The sequence below is a fragment of the Janthinobacterium sp. DSP2-3-3 genome (assembly GCF_049897325.1).
In the GTDB taxonomy this organism is placed as follows: domain Bacteria; phylum Pseudomonadota; class Gammaproteobacteria; order Burkholderiales; family Burkholderiaceae_D; genus Janthinobacterium.
In genome coordinates this window covers 23,226-40,757 of sequence record NZ_JAFCWA010000020.1, presented here as the reverse complement: position 1 = coordinate 40,757, position 17,532 = coordinate 23,226, and the positions used below count along the sequence as shown (strand labels likewise).

General features: G+C 63.8%; 8 protein-coding genes and 1 riboswitch. Of the genes, 4 read left to right on the top strand and 4 right to left on the bottom strand.

The genetic code is table 11. The annotated features are described in order from the left end of the window. The first annotated feature begins 3 nt into the window (after positions 1-3). Positions 4-663, top strand: a complete 660-nt coding sequence (locus tag ACP7DE_RS26830; protein ID WP_426074953.1) for a pyridoxamine 5'-phosphate oxidase family protein — start codon at positions 4-6, stop codon at positions 661-663. 85 nt (positions 664-748) lie between these two features. After that, positions 749-1,579, top strand: coding sequence for a class I SAM-dependent methyltransferase (locus ACP7DE_RS26825; protein ID WP_426074971.1), 831 nt, complete (start codon positions 749-751; stop codon positions 1,577-1,579). A 41-nt stretch (positions 1,580-1,620) separates the two neighbouring features. Here ACP7DE_RS26825 and ACP7DE_RS26820 read toward each other — a convergent pair whose 3' ends face one another. The 3 genes from ACP7DE_RS26820 to ACP7DE_RS26810 form a co-directional block, all read right to left on the bottom strand. Next, the gene (locus ACP7DE_RS26820; RefSeq protein WP_426074952.1) at positions 1,621-3,258 is read right to left on the bottom strand and encodes a serine hydrolase; all 1,638 of its coding nucleotides are present in this window, start codon (positions 3,256-3,258) and stop codon (positions 1,621-1,623) included. A gap of 22 nt (positions 3,259-3,280) precedes the next feature. Further along, positions 3,281-5,140, bottom strand: coding sequence for a M1 family metallopeptidase (locus ACP7DE_RS26815; RefSeq protein ID WP_426074951.1), 1,860 nt, complete (start codon positions 5,138-5,140; stop codon positions 3,281-3,283). Positions 5,141-5,256: 116 nt separating this feature from the next. Then, positions 5,257-7,665, bottom strand: a complete 2,409-nt coding sequence (locus tag ACP7DE_RS26810) for a M1 family aminopeptidase (protein WP_426074950.1) — start codon at positions 7,663-7,665, stop codon at positions 5,257-5,259. Positions 7,666-7,810: 145 nt separating this feature from the next. Further along, positions 7,811-7,980, top strand: a riboswitch (yybP-ykoY riboswitch). A gap of 21 nt (positions 7,981-8,001) precedes the next feature. On the opposite strand from ACP7DE_RS26810, the gene ACP7DE_RS26805 reads away from it, so the two are divergent. Together ACP7DE_RS26805 and ACP7DE_RS26800 are read left to right on the top strand one after the other, a co-directional pair. Beyond that, positions 8,002-8,577, top strand: coding sequence for a TMEM165/GDT1 family protein (locus ACP7DE_RS26805; RefSeq protein WP_100875287.1), 576 nt, complete (start codon positions 8,002-8,004; stop codon positions 8,575-8,577). Between the two features lie 126 nt (positions 8,578-8,703). Further along, positions 8,704-8,928: a hypothetical protein gene (locus ACP7DE_RS26800; protein WP_426074949.1), complete on the top strand. Its 225-nt coding sequence runs from the start codon at positions 8,704-8,706 to the stop codon at positions 8,926-8,928. Here the strand turns inward: ACP7DE_RS26800 and ACP7DE_RS26795 are convergent. Then, entirely contained in the window at positions 8,925-17,474 is an 8,550-nt protein-coding gene (locus ACP7DE_RS26795; protein WP_426074970.1) for a GH36-type glycosyl hydrolase domain-containing protein, read from the bottom strand. The two genes, ACP7DE_RS26800 and ACP7DE_RS26795, sit on opposite strands and share 4 nt — an antisense overlap. Positions 17,475-17,532 lie beyond the last annotated feature (58 nt).

Genomic DNA, 17,532 nt, shown 5'->3' with positions numbered 1-17,532 from the left:
ACCATGACCACTACCGCCCTGCCTCCCAGCCCCCGTACCCGCGTGCGCCGCGTCGCCGAACTGGCCAGCTACGAGCCAGCCACCCTGTATGCCATCCTCGACGCCGCCTTCCTGTGCCATATCGCCTTCCGCGACGACAAGGGCAGCCATTGCATCCCGACCGCCTGCTGGCGCATCGATGGCCACCTGTACATCCATGGCTCGAACGGCAGCCGCATGCTCAAGCAACTCGTCAACGACACCGACGTGTGCGTGACCATCACTCATCTCGACGGTCTGGTACTGGCGCGCTCGGCCTTCAATCACACCATGAACTACCGCTCGGCGATGGTGTACGGGCAGTTTGAAAAAGTAAGCGATATTGGCCAGCAGCATGCGGCCATGGATGCGCTGATGGAAAAGCTGGCGCCTGGACGCCTGGCGCACGTGCGCGGCGGCAGCACCAAGGAGTACGCGGCCACTACCGTGCTGCGCATCGCGCTCGACGAATGCGCCGTCAAGCAGCGCAGAGGCGGCCCCCTCGACGACGCGGGCGACATGGCGCACGCCGTCTGGACGGGCGAACTGCCCTTCACGCATGGCCGTGGCGCGGCCATCGCCGATGCGCAAAACACCTGCGAGATGCCCGCGTATGCCGTCGCATGGGGTACGGAATCCGCTTGACCGGCCGGCGTGCTTGCCCGATGATCGGTATTGATGGCGATCGCCACCAACTCACCAACCGATCCAATCACGCATGGAGCAAATGATGATGAAGCGAGTATCCCTGGCCGCGGCCCTGACGGTCATGCTGGCCTGTGGCGGCAGCGGTGCAGCCCTGGCCGCCGATACGGGCGACGCGGCCCTGAAGGCGGCCATCGCCGGCAGTGCGCGCACGCCGGCCAACGCGCTACGCGACAGCGCCCGCCACCCGTATGAAACGCTGACGTTCTTCGGCATCAAGCCGGGCATGACGGTGGTCGAACTGGCGCCCGGCGGCGGCTGGTACACGGAGATCCTGGCGCCCTATCTGCGCGACAACGGCAAGTTGATCGCGGCCGGCAACGACCCGCAGTCAAGCAGCGAAGGCGCACGCCGTGGCGCGGCGCGCTTTCAGCAAAAACTCGACGCCAATCCGGCCGCCTTCGGCAAGGTGGAACTCGGCGCCTTCGCCCCGCCCAACACCTACCGCATCGCGCCCAAGGGCACGGCCGACATGGTGCTCACCTTCCGCAATATCCACAACTGGATCCCCATCGGCGAAGCAGGCATGCAGACCCTGTTCAAGGAAGTGTATGACAGCCTGAAACCGGGCGGCGTGTTCGGCGTCGTCGAGCATCGCCTGCCAGCGAACAAGGCGCAGGATGGCACGGCCAGCAGCGGCTACATGCACGAAGCGTATGTGATCAAGCTGGCCGAAGGCGCAGGTTTCAAATTGGCGGCCAAGTCCGACATCAACGCCAATCCGAAAGACACGGCCGACCACCAGGGCGGCGTCTGGGCACTACCGCCGACCTACGCCAACAAGGATGTGGAGCGGGCCAAATACACGGCCATCGGCGAGAGCGACCGCATGACTTTGAAGTTCGTCAAGCCATAGTGTGAAAAAGGCCACCTCGCGGTGGCCTTTTGATTCCTGTTTTACTTCTTGCCCTCTTTCTGCTTCATCGGCACCAGGCTCAGGTCCTGGAAGTCGTAGCTGAAATCCGTTTCGGCCGACACGGGCACCATCTTCACACGGTCGATGCTGCCATCGGGATTGAGCGAGAACGTCACGTAGGCGTCGGCGTTGAAATTGCGCTCTTTCCAGCGCACGATGAAGGTGTCGTGCTGCCAGTGTTCCAGCTCGCCCGTCAGGTCCGGCGTGCGCGTGAAGCTGAGGATGTGTTTTCTCCCCTCCGGCTTGATCACGACCTTGCCATACCAGGCGTCTTCATACTCGCCGTCGTACGCCGCCAGCGGCAGCGATGGCTGCGATTTGGCCGCGCGCGCGCTCGACGCCTTGCCCTGCTTTTTCACTTCTTCGGCATGCTGGTCTTGCTCTACCTTGGCCACCAGTGCCAGCCAGTCCGACGGTGCCGCCTGCAGGTAATGGTCGAGGATGCGCCATTGCAGCGCCGTCATGGAACCGCCATTTTCCGCATTGGTGAGAATGGCCACGCCCAGCTTTGCTTGCGGCACCATCACCACGCGCGAATAAAAGCCCTGCAGCGCGCCGCCGTGCATGGCCACTTTCATGCCCTTGTAATCGCGCAATTGGAAGCCCAGGCCATACGCGCTGAAATTCGGCTTGGTCGCCGCCAGCGCCGGCTTCGGCTCGGCAATCTTGATCGGCGTTTGCGCCGCCCACATCTCGCGGCCCTGCTTTTCGCTGAACAGGCGCGCAGGTTTGCCGTCCTTGTCCGTCACGCCGGCGATCTTGCCTTCATCGAGCAGCACCATCATCCACTTGCCGATATCTTCCGCATTCGTGTTGATGCCGACGGCGCCCACGGCGTTCGGTACCGGCATCGATTTGACGGCGGCGATCTTGCCGTCGATCTTGCTGTGCGCACTGGCGACGTCGGGATTACCAACGTTCTCGGCCAGGCTGGTGGTGGTGCCCGTCATGCCCAGCGGCGCCAGGATGCGCTCATGCATGGCCTCGCCCCAGCTTTTCCCCGCCTTGTCGGCGATGATCTTGCCGGCCACGATGTACAGCAGGTTATCGTAGGCATAGCTGTTGCGAAAACTCGTGGCCGGACGGATGTAGCGCAGCTTCTCGATGATCTCGTCGGTGCTGAACGTGGTGGTGGGCCACCACAGCAAGTCGCCGGCGCCCAGGCCCAGGCCACTGCGGTGCGTCAGCAAATCGCGGATGGTCATGGCGCCCGTCACGTAGGAATCGTGCATCTGGAAGCCGGGCAAGTGCTTCGTGACGGGATCGTCCCAGGCCAGCTTGCCATCGTCGACCAGCATGGCCAACGCGGCGGCCGTGAAGCCTTTCGAGTTCGATGCCACTTCGAACAGCGTCTTGGCATCGACGGATGCCGGTTCGCCCAGCTTGCGTACGCCAAAGCCCTTGGCGGTGATGACCTTGCCATCCTTGACGATGGCGATCGCCATGCCCGGCACGTCGAAAACCTTCAGGGCGGTGGCCACGTCACGCTCAAGATCGAAGGCCGGCGCGGGGACCAAAGCAGCAGCAACGACGGGGATGGCATCGGCGGCAAGCGCCGGCATGGTGATGCTGGAAAACGCCAGCACGAAGGCGGCGGCGAGACGGTTCATGGTATGCATGGTCAAGATATCCAAAGAAGATTCAATGCGCTTGCGCGGCCATCAATTTATCGACGCTTTCCTGCGTCACCGGGTGGTAGCGTGCGCGCGCCTGCGCATACACGTCCTTGGCCCAGGCATGGCCTTGCGGCGTCTTCATCAGCGCGCTGTACAGGGGCACAACGAACTTCTGGCGGCCCACACTCATCATGAATGCCTGCAAGGGCTGCTGCACGTCGTAGCCGGCATTCACGGATGCCAGATAGAAGCGGTAGGCCACTTCATTGTTGCCGCTCTTGCCCACGCCGTAGACCTGATCCAGCTCACGCAATTGCGCCGCGCTGGCCTTGTTGTTGATGTCGTTCAGGAAGTGCATCGATTCGATGGCGATCCACTTGTCCATGCCCAGCTCTTTCGTCGCCAGCTCACCCTTCAGCCAGGCGTCGCGGTGCTGGTCGAGCAGCGCCAGGCGCGGCGAGACAACGCGCTGCGCGCTGGCCGGCACGCCGGTGCCATACAGCCATTCATCGAGTTCCGCTTCCGGCATCACGTCCGGATGCTGCGCCAGCAGGTTCTTGCGCAGGTAGGCGATGAACTGCTCCGTCGTCACGCTCTGAAACGCATGCTGGTCGAACCAGCCGCGCAGGAACGGATCGAACACGGCACGGCCGGCACGGCGCTCCATGGTGGCCAGGAACCAGGCGCCTTTCGGGTAGATGATGCCGTCGTCCGTATATGTTTCCGCCGGATTGACATCCGCATCGCGCGTGATCAGCGCCGTTTTCGCCGCCGGCAATGCCTTGATCGAGGCGGCCAGTTCTTCCTGATCGACTTGCACGCCCATTTGCGCCACTTCGCTGCCATACAGCTGCTCGACGATGCGCGTGGTGACGTAGGTGGTAAAGCCTTCGTTGAGCCACATGTGCTTCCACGACGCGTTGGTGACCAGGTTGCCCGACCACGAGTGGGCCAGTTCATGCGCGATCAGGTCGACCAGGCTGCGGTCGCCCGCGATCATGGTCGGCGTGAGGAAAGTCAGGCGCGGGTTTTCCATGCCGCCGTAGGGGAACGATGGCGGCAGCACGATCATGTCGTAGCGTCCCCAGCCATACGGACCGTACAGCGCCTCGGCTGCCTGGATCATCTTTTCCGTGTCGGCCAGCTCGTATTCGGCGGCCTTGATGCGCGGCGGTTCCGCATACACGGCCGAACGGGGGCCGAGTTTGCGCACTTCCAATTCGCCGATGGCAATGGCCAGCAGGTACGAAGGAATCGGCTGCGGCATCCTGAATTTCCAGCCGCCCTTGCCCGTCGCCTTTTCGTCATTCTCGGCGCTCATTACGACGCGCATGCCGCTCGGCGCCTCGATGCGCGCGCCATAGGTGAAACGCACGGCCGGCGTATCCTGCGACGGCACCCACGAGCGGGCGTTGATGCTTTGCGACTGGCTGAACATGAAAGGCAGCTTGCCCGACATGGTTTGCTGCGGTGTGAGCCACTGCAGCGCGATGGCGTTCGGGGCCGTGTGATAGTAGACGCGCACTTTGCCCGGCTGGCCCGTGGTGGTGATGCGCAGCGCCTGGCCCTTTTCCGGGTCGGCCTTGTCCAGCTGATACGGCGCCATCTGCCATGCGCCGCGCTTGTCCTGTATCTGCACTTTCGCGATCGACAAATCGCGCGTATCGAGCACCAGGGTGCGCGCCGCCGGGTCGATCCAGTTCAAGGACAGCTCGGCATAGCCGGAGAGCGTCTTTTGCTTGAAATCGGCTTTCAGGTCCAGCTGCAGGTCGCGCGTGCGCACCTGGTCGTAGCGCGCGTAGCTGAGGGGATCGGCGTGCGCAGCCAGGGTTACCTGGCAAAGTAGCGCACAGCCCAGGGCGCGCAAGAAGGTCAAAGTTTGCATGGTCGTCTTTTGAATGATTTGCGAAAGCCCCGGTCCGTGTGCGCCGAGGCGTCGCGCAGAATAGCACTTCCGGCGCAGGCCGGCAGAAAAAAAGCGCCGGACTGGCCGGCGCTGTTTCACTGTTTCTTCTCCGGTCGGGCTTCGGGCTTGGTCTCGGCCTTGGCCTCGGACGCTTTCAGCGGCGTATTAACATCCTTCATCAGGTTATTCTTGTCGCGGTCCAGTTTGAACAACTCCAGGCGCGATGGGGTGATTTTTCGCGGCCAGGCGTTGTTGCTGGTGTCGATATCCGCAGTCTCCCAGTACGGGTCTTGCACCAGCCCCACCATCGGCTCATCCGTGATGATGACCTTGCTGATCTTGTGCGGCGCGTAACGCCATACTTCGGCCGGCACCCGCTCAATGATCTTCTTGCCGCTTTTCAGTTCGATTTCCAGGATCAGCGGCATCACCAGGCCGCCGAGATTCGAAAAGTCGACCAGGTACAGATGCTTGCCCAGGTTATGCTGTTCCAGCAGTTTCCGCTCCCACGGCTCCAGCGTTTCCTGCTCTTCCGCATAGCTGTTGCGGTCCTTGTTGGTGACCGTGAATTCATCGTGCCGGTTATAGAAGTCCTTCAGTGCGGGGTCCAGATCAACCTTCTTCGGCAGCGCCTGATTGCGCTGGTCCGAGATCGAGATGGGCTGCGCGGCCTTCTGCGCCTTCTTCCACGCCTTTTCCGTTTCTGGATTTTTCGTGCTCACACCATATTCGCTGATGCCGTCAATGCTGATGTCAACCGCATCGGTGGTATAAAACCAGCCGCGCCAGAACCAGTCCAGGTCGGTGCCGGAAGCGTCTTCCATGGTGCGGAAGAAGTCGGCGGGAGTCGGGCGCTTGAACTTCCAGCGCAAGGCGTACTGCTTGAAGGCGAAGTCGAACAGCTCGCGCCCGAGTATCGTCTCGCGCAGGATGTTGAGGGCCGTGGCCGGCTTGTCGTAGGCATTCGCCGTGAACTGCAGCAAGGACTCGGAATTGGTCATGATGGGCACCTGGTTCTGGCTGCGCATATAGTCGGCGATCTTGCGCGGCTCGCCATTCCAGGAGGGGAAATGCTCTTCCCATGCTTGCTCGGCCAGGTACTGCAGGAAGGAATTGAGGCCCTCGTCCATCCACGTCCACTGGCGCTCGTCCGAGTTGACGATCATGGGGAAATAATTGTGGCCCACTTCATGGATGATCACGCCGATCAGGTCATACTTCGTCGTCTTCGAATATGTCAGCTCGCCCGTCTTCTTGTCCTTCACGGGACGCCCGCCATTGAACGAGATCATCGGATACTCCATGCCGCCCACGGCGCCATTGACGGAAATCGCGTTCGGATACGGATAGTCGAAACTGTACTTGTTGTACTGCTCAATGGCATGCACGACGGCGCGCGTGCTGTACTGCTGCCACAGCGGATTACCCTCGTTCGGATAGTAAGACATGGCCATCACGCGCTTGCCACCGCTATTCAAACCCTGCGCATCCCAGATGAACTTGCGGCTCGACGCCCACGCCACGTCGCGCACATTGGCCGCCTTGAAGTGCCAGGTTTTCATCCCGGCCGCCCGGCCCTTTTCCGCCGCCAGCGCTTCGGCGGGCGTGATCACCAGCAGCGGCGTATTGCTGTTTTTCGCCCGCGCCAGGCGTTCGCGCTGCGCCGCGCTCAGCACGCTGGCAGGATTTTGCAGTTCGCCCGTGGCAGCCACCACATGATCGCCCGGCACCGTCAGGTACAACTCGTAGTCGCCAAACTCCAGCGTGAATTCACCGGAGCCGAGAAACTGCTTGTGCTGCCAGCCGACGGCGTCGTAGTACGCGGCCATGCGCGGGAACCACTGCGCGATCTGGAAAATCGTGTTCTTGTCGTCTTCAAAATATTCATAGCCGGAGCGCTCGACCAGCACCTTCTGGTCATTGATTTGATACGACCAGTCGATGTGGAACGTGATGCTCTGGCCGGGCGCCAGCGCCACCGGCAAATCGATGCGCAGCATCGTCTGGTTGACAACATACGGCAGCGGCTTGCCGCTGGCCGCTTTCACGGCGGTGAGCTTGAAGCCGCCGTCGAATTCGCGGCCAGCATGGATGGCACGCAAATCCTCGAATTTCAACGCTTCCTCCTCGTTGCCACTCAGCCAGGCCTGGCGCGAGGGCGCGCTCAGGACGCGACGTTGGTCGGCATCCTGGCGCAAGCCATTCTGGTCCAGCTGCAGCCACAAATACGCGAGGCTGTCGGGCGAGCGGTTGTGGTAGGTAACCTGTTCACTGGCCGTGATTTCGCGGCGCGCTTCGTCCAGCGTGGCGCGGATCAAGTAGTCGGCGCGCTGCTGCCAATAGCCGTGGCCCGGCGCGCCCGATGCCGTGCGGTAGCTGTTCGGCGTGGGTAGCAGTTCTTCGAGCTGGCGGAACTTGTCGTCGAAGGGCGCGGCGGCGCACAGGCCGGGCAAGGGAGCAAACAAGGTCAAACACAAGGCAAGCAAGCGGACAAGGACCGGCATGGCGCATTCCATCTGGGAGTCGTGGACAGACTGCATTCTAAGTCGAGTCTGTTTGCAAATCGCTCATTGTTGTCGAAGTCCCACACACCAGGCCGCCCCGCGCTGCGGCGGCACTGGCGCCGGCGCGGCCATTGGCGTATGATGCGCCTCGAACATTGGGGAGTAGTCGTCCCGCGGTCGTGCCGCGGGAACCTGTATCAACATAATTGGCCCGCAGGCCATGGTACAGGTGGTTGCAGAACTTGACGAGACCATTGATCCAGGGCGGCCGCATGGGCCGGAGTCGCCCATGGATCATTGGTTAATTCGTCCGGCCCGCGTACCTCTTGCAATCTCATGGAAGCATTCCTCATCTCCACCGGCATCGTCGGTCTCGCTGAAATCGGCGACAAAACCCAACTCCTGGCCTTTTTGCTGGCGGCCAAATTCCGCAAGCCCCTGCCCATCGTGCTGGCCATTTTCGTCGCCACCATCGCCAACCATGCGTTTGCCGCCGCCGTCGGCGCTTGGATCACCAGCATGCTGGGACCTGACGTGCTGCGCTGGGTACTCGGCGTCTCGTTTTTGGCCATGGCCGCCTGGACCCTGATCCCCGACAAGCTCGATGAAGACGAGACGAAGCTGGCCAAGTACGGCGTCTTCCTGACCACCCTGATCGCCTTCTTCATGGCGGAAATGGGCGACAAGACGCAGGTGGCAACCGTGGCGCTGGCAGCGCGCTACCACGACATTGTTTCCGTCGTGCTGGGCACCACCTTCGGCATGATGCTGGCCAACGTGCCGGCCGTGTACCTGGGTGACAAGATCGCCAACCGCGTCTCGCTGCGCCTGGTGCACGGCATCGCGGCGCTGGTGTTTGCCGTGCTGGGCGTGGCCACCCTGCTGGGCGCGGGCGCAGCCCTCGGCTTCTGATGCATCACACTGGAGCAGCCCCAGAGAATTTCTCATTTACAATATTCATGCTCATAATTACAATATCAACGACATGAATACCGGCGCGCTGATCCCGAACGGTCAGCGCGCTTTCTTGAGGAATGTATGCATTTGAATGGAAAGATGGCGGCGCTGTGCCTGGCCGCCTGCGCAAGCCAGTTACCCGCCACCATGGCGGCACCCTTGAACTACCACCACCAGACGGCAACGCAGTCCGCGCCCGAGGTACGCACACGCGACTTGCTGCTGCTCGGCGCCGGCTTGATCCTGCTGGCTGGCCGGCGCCGGCCCGAACACGATACGTGGCAAGTAAGCGCGTGGCAAGACTAGACCAGCAGTAGCACCGCATACTCACGGCCCTCGTCACGCAGGGCGATGCTGTTGCCATCCTGCGCCACGCCATCGAGCGAGAGTCCTGCAGGCCGCCCCTGTGCCTTTTCCACCGTGATGGCATAGCTGCTGGCACCGAAGCGGTAATGCAGCTTGAAGCGGTCCCATTCGGCCGGCATGGTCGGCAGCAGGCGCAGCATGTTCGCTTCGCGCGTCAAGCCGAGCAGGGATTCGACGATCAGCCGGTACAACCAGCCCGACGATCCCGTGTACCAGCTCCAGCCGCCGCGTCCCACGTGCGGCGCCACTGCATACACATCGGCCGTCACCACATACGGTTCCACCTTGTAGCGTGCCACCGCTTGCGCATCAACGCCATGGCGCACGGGGTTGATCATGCGCAGCAGTTCCCACGCCTTTTCGCCATCGCCCATATGGGCAAACGCCATCGCCGTCCAGATGGCCGCATGCGTGTACTGACCGCCGTTCTCGCGCACGCCGGGCACATAGCCGCGGATGTAGCCGGGATTGAGGTCGGCTTTGTCGAACGGCGGATCGAGCAGCTGGATCACGCCTGAATCACGGCGCACCAGGCGCGCATCGACCTGGCGCATGGCGCCGGCGACGCGCTCCTTGTTGGCCGCGCCCGACAGCACACCCCAGCTTTGCGAAATCGAATCGATCTGACATTCCTCGTTCGTGTGCGAACCCAAGGGTGTGCCGTCGTCGAAGTAGGCGCGCCGGTACCACTCGCCATCCCATGCATGCTCCTCGACGTTGGCCGCCAGCTTGACGGCTGCGTCGCGGCAGAATTGGGCGAACGCCGCATCGCCGCGCAGCACGGCCACCTCGGCGAAGCGCTGCAGCACTTCGTACAGGAAGAAGGCGAGCCACACGCTCTCGCCCTTGCCGTGTTCGCCCACCTTGTCCATGCCGTCATTCCAGTCGCAGGAACCCATCAGGGGCAAGCCATGCACGCCCAGGCGCAAGCCATGGCGGATGGCGCGCACGCAGTGCTCGTACAGGTCGGCCGACTCGCCAGAGCGCACGGGCAGGTCGTAATACGAGTCCTCCTCCGGCTTGACGGCGCGCCCTTCGATGAAGGGGGCCACTTCCGACAGCACGTTGACGTCGCCCGTGGCAATCACATAGCGACAAGCGGCCAGCGGCAGCCACAGGTAATCGTCGGAGCAATGCGTGCGCACGCCCCGGTCCGATGGCGGATGCCACCAGTGTTGCACGTCGCCTTCGACAAACTGGTGCGCCGCGCACAGCAGCAAGTGGCTGCGCAGCAGATGCGGCGCCGTGTGGATCATGGCCATCGCATCTTGCAGCTGGTCGCGGAAACCATACGCGCCGCCCGACTGGTAATAGCCGCTGCGCGCCCACAGCCGGCAGGCGATGGTCTGGTACATCAGCCAGCCATTGGCGATCACATCCAGAGACGGGTCGGGTGTTTCGATGCGCACGGCACCCAGGGTGCGTTCCCAGTGTGCGCGCACCGCGTCGAGCGCCATGCGGGCGGCGTCCTTGCCCGCATGGCGCTGCACCATGGTACTGGCATCGGCATTGCGGCGCCCGCCCACGCCGAGGAGGAAGACGATTTCGCGCTCCTGCCCCGGCTGCAGTTCAAACGGCACCTGGATCGCTGCGCACGGATCCAGTCCCGTGCCCGCCTTGCCGGACAGGCGCACGCGGCGCAAGGCCGCCGGCCGGGCCAGGCTGCCGTTACGGCCGATGAATTCATTGCGGTCGCAGGTGATGGAACGAATGCTGGCATCGGTGTTGAAAAAGCCGACCCGGCCCGAAAACTCCGTGTTGTAGTTATTGCGCGCAAACAGCGCGCCGCTGATCGTGTCGACTTCGGTCGCCACGTGCATGCCGGACTTGGCGCGAAGGTCGGCCAGCACCCATTCCACGTAGCCCGTGACGGACAGGCGGCGCGGCACGCCGCTGTCGTTGCGTACCTTGATCACCGAATATTTGACGGCCGCATCCAGCGCCACATAGGTACACAATTCGGTGACGATGCCGCCCTCGCTGTGTTCAAAAATGCTGTAGCCGAAGCCGTGGCGCGTCACGTAGTCTCCACTGCCGCGCGCCGGCAGGGCCGAGGGCGACCAGAACTGGCCACTCTGCTCGTCGCGCACGTAAAACGCTTCGCCGGACAAGTCGGACACGGGGTCGTTCTGCCATGGCGTCAAACGGAATTCATGCGCATTCTCGCTCCAGGTATACGCCTGGCCGGCTTCCGACACCACCGTGCCGAATTGCGCATTGGCCAGTACGTTCGACCAGGGCGCCGGCGTCTGTTGACCTTCGCCCGTGGTGATCACGTATTCGCACCCGTCGGGCGTAAAGCCGCCCAGGCCATTTTCCAGGATCAGTTCGCGCTTTGGCGCGCGGTGCGGCCCACCGCCATGTTCGCGTGCCGGGTCCTGCAGCAGCGGCGGCATGCGCAGCATGGGGCTGGGCGGGCGCTTGACCTGCTCGGCCAGGGTGCCGCGCAAGTCGCTGATGATGGCGCGCGCCACCGATTGCAGCAAGATGCGGTCTTCGTTGGCGATCTGCTCGGCCAGGCGCACGAAGATGCCGCCCGGGCGATCGATCGCCTGCGCATCGATGCCCGAAGCGATCAGGCCCATGATCTGGTCGTGCAGCAGCTGGCGGTAGCCCGACTGCTCCTCGTACCAGATCACCAGGTCCACCACCAGCCCTTTCAGGCGCCAGTAGGCATGCGCCTGCACCATCTGGCGCGCCAGTTCGATATTGGCCGCGTCGCGTATCTGCAGCAGCACGATGGGCAGGTCGCCCGAGATGGCATACGCCCACAGGCCGGACTGGCCGCGCTGGTTCTTGATCAGGATGCCGGCCTCGGCGCGCAAGGCCGCATTCGGATAGATCACGGCATTGGCCAGGCGCGCATACAGCTGCGCATCGGCTTCGCTGGCATTCAACTGGCGCAGCACCACCTGGCTGTGCGTCCAGGCCAGTTCGAAGACGCGGTCGGCCAGGTGGCGATCCTGGTATTTGTCGATCAGGTGCAGCGCCGCCTCGCGCTGCTCCACCACCCCGGTCACGCTATCAACCGTCACGGCCTGGTCGGGTTCGAGCGTGATGACGTAGCGGATGGCCACAATGGGGTCGAGCACGGAACCGTGGCCGCCACCGAGCGGACCACTCTCCTGCAGCGCCTGCGGCAGCTGCGCCGTGTTGCCGCGGCCGATGAAACGGGCGCGGTCCGTCTCGAACGACACGGCATAGTGCTCGATATCGTGCACGGTCATCACATGCAGCAGCCACGGCATCTGCTCGTCCTTCGAGCGGGGCCGGCGCGTGCACAGGATCGCATTTTCATGCGCCAGGATTTCCGTCTGCACGAACAGCTTGCTGAACGCGGGATGCGCCGCGTCAGCCGCCGCCGGCGCCATCACCACTTCGGCAAAGCTGGTGATCTCGACGCGCCGCTGGCGGTTCGAATTATTACTGATGCGCGTGCGCCGGATTTCGATATCGTCCTCGGGCGAGACGACGATTTCCGTGTACAGATCCAGGCCATGGTCGGCACGGCGAAATTCCGCGCGCCCCTCGGAAAAAATCACCTCGTACTTGTTCGGTTCGGCCAAGGTCGGCTGATACGTGGTGGACCAGACGGCACCGTCGTCGAGGTCGCGCAGGTAGCAGAAGTTGCCCCAGTTGTCGCGCGTGCTGTCCTCGCGCCAGCGCGTCACGGACAGGTCTTTCCAGCGACTGTAGCTGCCGCCCGCATTGCTCACCATGACGTGGTAGCGGCCATTCGACAGCAGCTGCGTTTCGGGCACGGCGCTGTTGGCCTGCGTGAGGATGCGCATCGGCATGGCCTGTTCGGACGCGCCGCTGCGCAGCACTGCCAGTTCGGCCGTGTTCGAGTAAAACGCACCTGCCTGCGGCGTGCGTTCCTGCAACACCAGCAGGGCCGATTGCAGCAGCGGATCGGACTCGAAACGGCGCTGCATCGGGCGGTCATGCAGCAGGTAGCTGAGGGCCAGGAAGCCCATGCCCTGGTGATGCACCATGAACGAGCGGATGACGGCGCTACCCTGCCCGCGCGGCAGGCGCGCCGTAGTGAAGTCGATGGCCTCAAAAAACCCATAGCGGCCCATGTAGCCGGCCGCCTGCATGCGCTGCAGGTTCTGGCAAGACGCTTCCGGCTGCACCATCAGGCCCATCATGCTGGCGTACGGCGCCACCACCAGGTCGTCGGCCAGGCCCCGCTTCAGGCCCAGCCCCGGCACGCCAAACGCGCGGTACTGGTAATTCAGGCTGGCATCGACTGTGTTGTAGCCGGATTCGGAAATCCCCCACGGTACATCGCGCTGGCGGCCATAATCGATCTGCGCCTCAATGACGGAGTGATACGTCTGGTCGAGCAGGGTGTTGGGATAATTCGGCATCACCAGCAGCGGCATCAGGTACTCGAACATCGAGCCGCTCCACGACAGCAGCACGGGCTGGCCGGCCACCATGCACAGCTGGCGGCCCAACGCGAACCAGTGCTCCTGCGGCAGTTGGCCCTGGGCGATGGCGATGAAGCTGGCCAGGCGCACTTCGGAAGCGAGCAAGTCGTAGTAGCTGGGGTCGAGCCGCCGTTCGCTGACGTTGTAGCCGATGGCCAGCAGTTTGGTCGACGGGTTGTACAGGAAGCCGTATTCGATCTGCGCGAAGTCGCGCGCCTGGCCCGCCGCATGGGCGATGTCGCGCATGTGGCGGCCCGCCTGTTCGCGGCCCTGCGCCAGCATGGCCTCCAGCTCCGGCGGGGTGCCTTCCGGCGCTTCCAGGTTGGCCAGTTCGCGCAGGGTCGGCACGCGCAGCCACGCCGCATCGAGGTCCGCCTGCGCCGCCCACGGTACCAGTTGCAGCAACTCGGCCAGCGCCGCGCGGCACTGGCGCGCCAGCGCACCGCTCCACATGGACAGCTCGCCATCTTCGCTTTGCAAGGTCAGCGAGAGCAGCGCGTCGGCCGCGCCATTCGCGGCACTCAGGTAGGCATGCCATTCCGGCAGGCTGGCTGGCGCGGCCGGCATCTGCAGCAGGCTCATGCTGTCGCGCATGGCCTTGCCTTCGCCTTCGGCCGCGATGAATTCCTGCAGCACCTGCGCCGTCGTGCGAATGCCCTGCACCACCTGCGCGCCGATGATGGGCGCGTCATACAGTTCCACCAGTCCCGGCTGCAAGGTCAGCAGATGGCCGGCCAGGTTGCCGCTGTCGACCGTCGAGATATACATCGGCTGCAGCGCCTTGAGCGTTTGCGTGTCGTACCAGTTGTAGAAATGGCCCTGGAAGCGCTCCAGCTCCCCCATGCTGTGCAAGGTGGCGCGGCTACGCTCGATCAACTGGCCCAGGGTGAGATAGCCGAAGTCGTAGGCCGTCAGGTTGGCCAGCAGCGCCAGGCCGATATTCGTCGGCGAGGTGCGGTGCGCAACCACCAGGTTCGGATGCTCCTGCATGTTATCGGGCGGCAGCCAGTGATCGTCCGGTCCGACGAAGGTATCGAAATACGCCCAGGTCTTGCGCGCCACGCCATGCAGGAAACGCCCCTGCTCGGCCGACAGGCGCGCCACGGCCCGTTCGATGGGGCGGCTGATCCACCAGGCGATGGCGGGCGCGGCCAGCCATAGCAGCAGCACCACGGCGGCGGCCGGCAACGCTGCCGGGCGCCAGTGCAGCAAGGCAGCAAAGGTGGCCAGCGCCAGCGCTGGCGAGCACCACATGGCGCGCCAGCTGTCTGTCTGCGAACCGGAAGACGTGTGCAGGTTCGAGGCACGCCAGTCGAGCAAATGCTTGTGCGACACGCCCAGGCGCCACAGGCTGCGAGCTATGGCGTCCAGGCTGATCCAGGCCTCATAGGGCAGGAAGACGAGGGTCAGCATGGCATGCGAAAACTGCACGCCGCAGCGCCGCTCGAACGCGGCCAGATGCTGGCGCCACAGGGTGTCGCGCGGTTTGCGCAACAGATCGTACAGTGCGGAAAAGACGGGCGGCAGGAAGATGATGGCCAGCACCGCCACGCTCCAGAAAACCACGTGCGGCAGGAAGCCCCATACCAGCAGCAGGGACAAGGTGGTCGCCGGCGCCACGATGCTGCGGCGCAGGTTATCGAACAGCTTCCAGCGCGACAGCATCGATAGGGGATTGCGTTCGCGCTTGCCGGCGCGGCCCGGCACGCGGCCCAGCAACCAGCCGATCAGTTGCCAGTCGCCGCGTATCCAGCGCTGGCGCCGGCTGACATCGGCGTCGTAACGGGCGGGGTATTCCTCATACAGTTGCGAGTCGCTGAGCAAGCCGGCGCGCAGGTAGCAGCCTTCCAGCAAGTCGTGGCTGAGGATTTTATTGTCGGGCAGGCGCTGCCCCAGCACGCGTTCGAACATGTCGAGGTCATAGATGCCCTTGCCGATGAAGGAGCCCTCGTAAAATACATCCTGGTACAGGTCCGAGACGGTGCGCGTGTAGGGGTCGATGCCCGGTTCGCCGCCGCACAGCAGCTCGTAGCGTGAAGCGTTCGCGCTGGGCAACGCCACGGCCACGCGCGGCTGCAAGATGCCGTAGCCGGCTATCACGCGCGTGCCGGCCGCGTCGAGCACGGGTCGGTTCAGCGGGTGCATCATGGTGGCGATGAATTCGCGCGCCGCGTCGCGCGGCAGCTGCGTATCCGTGTCGAGCGTGATGACGTATTTGATCGTGCGCAGGCCGCGCAACTCGCCTTCCACCAGCGAGAATTTGTCGCGCGCGCCGCCGCGCAGAAAGGCGTGCAGGTCGGACAATTTACCGCGCTTGCGCTCCTGCCCCATCCAGGCATTCTGCTGCGAATTCCACAGGCGCGGGCGGTGCAGCAGCAGGAACGGCCCAATATGGCCCAGCTCTTCGCGTTCGGCCGGTTCGCCGGGGTCGCCGTTTTCCTTGCTCTCGCTGCCCTCCACGCGGTACTTATCGTTCAAGCCACGGATGGTGTCCTGCGCCTGGCGCAGCAAAGCTTCGTCGCCGGGCATCGTTTGTGCATCCGCGTCGACAAAATCGGTCAGCAGGCAGAAACGCAGGTTCGGATCGCGGTTGGCCAGGTAGCGCACTTCCAGCGCCTCGCACAAGGCGGCCACGTTTTCCTCGCTGTAGATCAGAGTCGGCACCACCACGATGCCGCGCCCGTCCGACGGAATGCCTGCCTGGTAATCCATGCGCGGCAGCGGATGCGGCGACGTCATCAGGGTCGCCAGCCAATTCACCACGGCCACGGCCAGCTGGCTGCTGCCCAGCAACGCCAGCGCACCCAGCGCCACCAGTGACCAACCCTGCACGCCATGGCGCACGGCGCGCTCGAGCAGCAGCGCGCTCGTCGCCAGGCTCAGGAAGCAGATCGCGCCGAGGTAGACGGCCAGCGGCGCGGCGCGTGCCGTATGCTGCAGCGCCTCGATGAAGGGCAGCTTCGCGCCGGCCTGCTTTTCCAGCACCAGCACGCCGCGCCCCACCAGGTAAAAGCCGATATGGCCACGGCGCGCATCATTGCCGTTGCCGTGCGTGTGCGCCAGTTGCACCACCATCTCGGCCACGTCCACTTCGCTGCGCGCGCTGCGCCTGGCGATGCGCTCGATGACGTGGCGATAGCTGTCGCGCGTGGCGAAATCCATCAAGCCATAGGTGCCGGCCGGGTCCAGCCGCAAGGTCTGCTCGACGACGCTCATGGTCTCGACAAATTCCTGCCAATCCATGGTGCCCAGAAAACGCAGGCTGCCGATGCTGTTGGCGATCGATACCTGGTCGGCCGCCTGCTGCCCGATCTCGGATTGGATCTGCTGCTCGATGGTGAGACCCGATTCGGCCAGCTTGTGCGTCAGCCACGACAGGGCCAGGGTCAGCGACGAACTTTGTCCCTGCAGGCGGCGCGACAATTCGGCTACGAAGGCGCTGGTCATCGGCGGATTCGAGCGCGCCATGTCGGCTACCAGCAGGATCAAGCCGCTGGGATTGCGCTCGGCGATGTCCGTCATCTGGTCGGCCCAGGTATTGGCCAAGTCGCGCTGCATGCGGTCATCGGCCACGCGCACGGCCACGCGGCGCAGGTTTTCGATCAGGGCCAGACGCAGCATGATGGGCACGGCCCACAATTCGCCCAGGGTCAGGGTGGCGACATCCTGGTAGGCCTCGATGAAATGACACAGGTTTTCCAGATCGACCCGGCCATCGCCATGCGAGATGATTTCCAGCGCAATTTTATACACGCGCGGACAGCCAGCGTCCACACCCGACGTCAGCCGTGGCAGCTCCTTGCTGTAGTTCTTCGGCAAGTGGCGCCGCGTGGTGCGAATCTGCTCTTCGATCAGGTAAAAATTATCCAGCAACCATTCCGAGGCGGGCGTCACCTGGCGCCCGCTCTTGACGGTGGCCGTCAATTCATTGACGGTGGCCGTGATCAGCGCCGCATTGTCGGCCAGGCGCGCCAGCAGGCGGTCGCGGCCATGATGCCGTCCCACCGCATGGCCGAGGGCCACATGCTTGCCGTGGGCGGCCATCTGCATGGCGCTGAATAACTCGGAGCGCAGGGGCAAGGCATCGTCGCGCGCAGCGTCGAAACTG

Bases quoted from the DNA above. Each gene is read 5' to 3' on its own strand.
- ACP7DE_RS26830 (WP_426074953.1), top strand. From the start codon at position 4: ATGACCACTACCGCCCTGCCTCCCAGCCCCCGTACCCGCGTGCGCCGC.
- ACP7DE_RS26825 (WP_426074971.1), top strand. From the start codon at position 749: ATGATGAAGCGAGTATCCCTGGCCGCGGCCCTGACGGTCATGCTGGCC.
- ACP7DE_RS26820 (WP_426074952.1), bottom strand. From the start codon at position 3,258: ATGCATACCATGAACCGTCTCGCCGCCGCCTTCGTGCTGGCGTTTTCC.
- ACP7DE_RS26815 (WP_426074951.1), bottom strand. From the start codon at position 5,140: ATGCAAACTTTGACCTTCTTGCGCGCCCTGGGCTGTGCGCTACTTTGC.
- ACP7DE_RS26810 (WP_426074950.1), bottom strand. From the start codon at position 7,665: ATGCCGGTCCTTGTCCGCTTGCTTGCCTTGTGTTTGACCTTGTTTGCT.
- ACP7DE_RS26805 (WP_100875287.1), top strand. From the start codon at position 8,002: ATGGAAGCATTCCTCATCTCCACCGGCATCGTCGGTCTCGCTGAAATC.
- ACP7DE_RS26800 (WP_426074949.1), top strand. From the start codon at position 8,704: ATGCATTTGAATGGAAAGATGGCGGCGCTGTGCCTGGCCGCCTGCGCA.
- ACP7DE_RS26795 (WP_426074970.1), bottom strand. From the start codon at position 17,474: ATGCAGATGGCCGCCCACGGCAAGCATGTGGCCCTCGGCCATGCGGTG.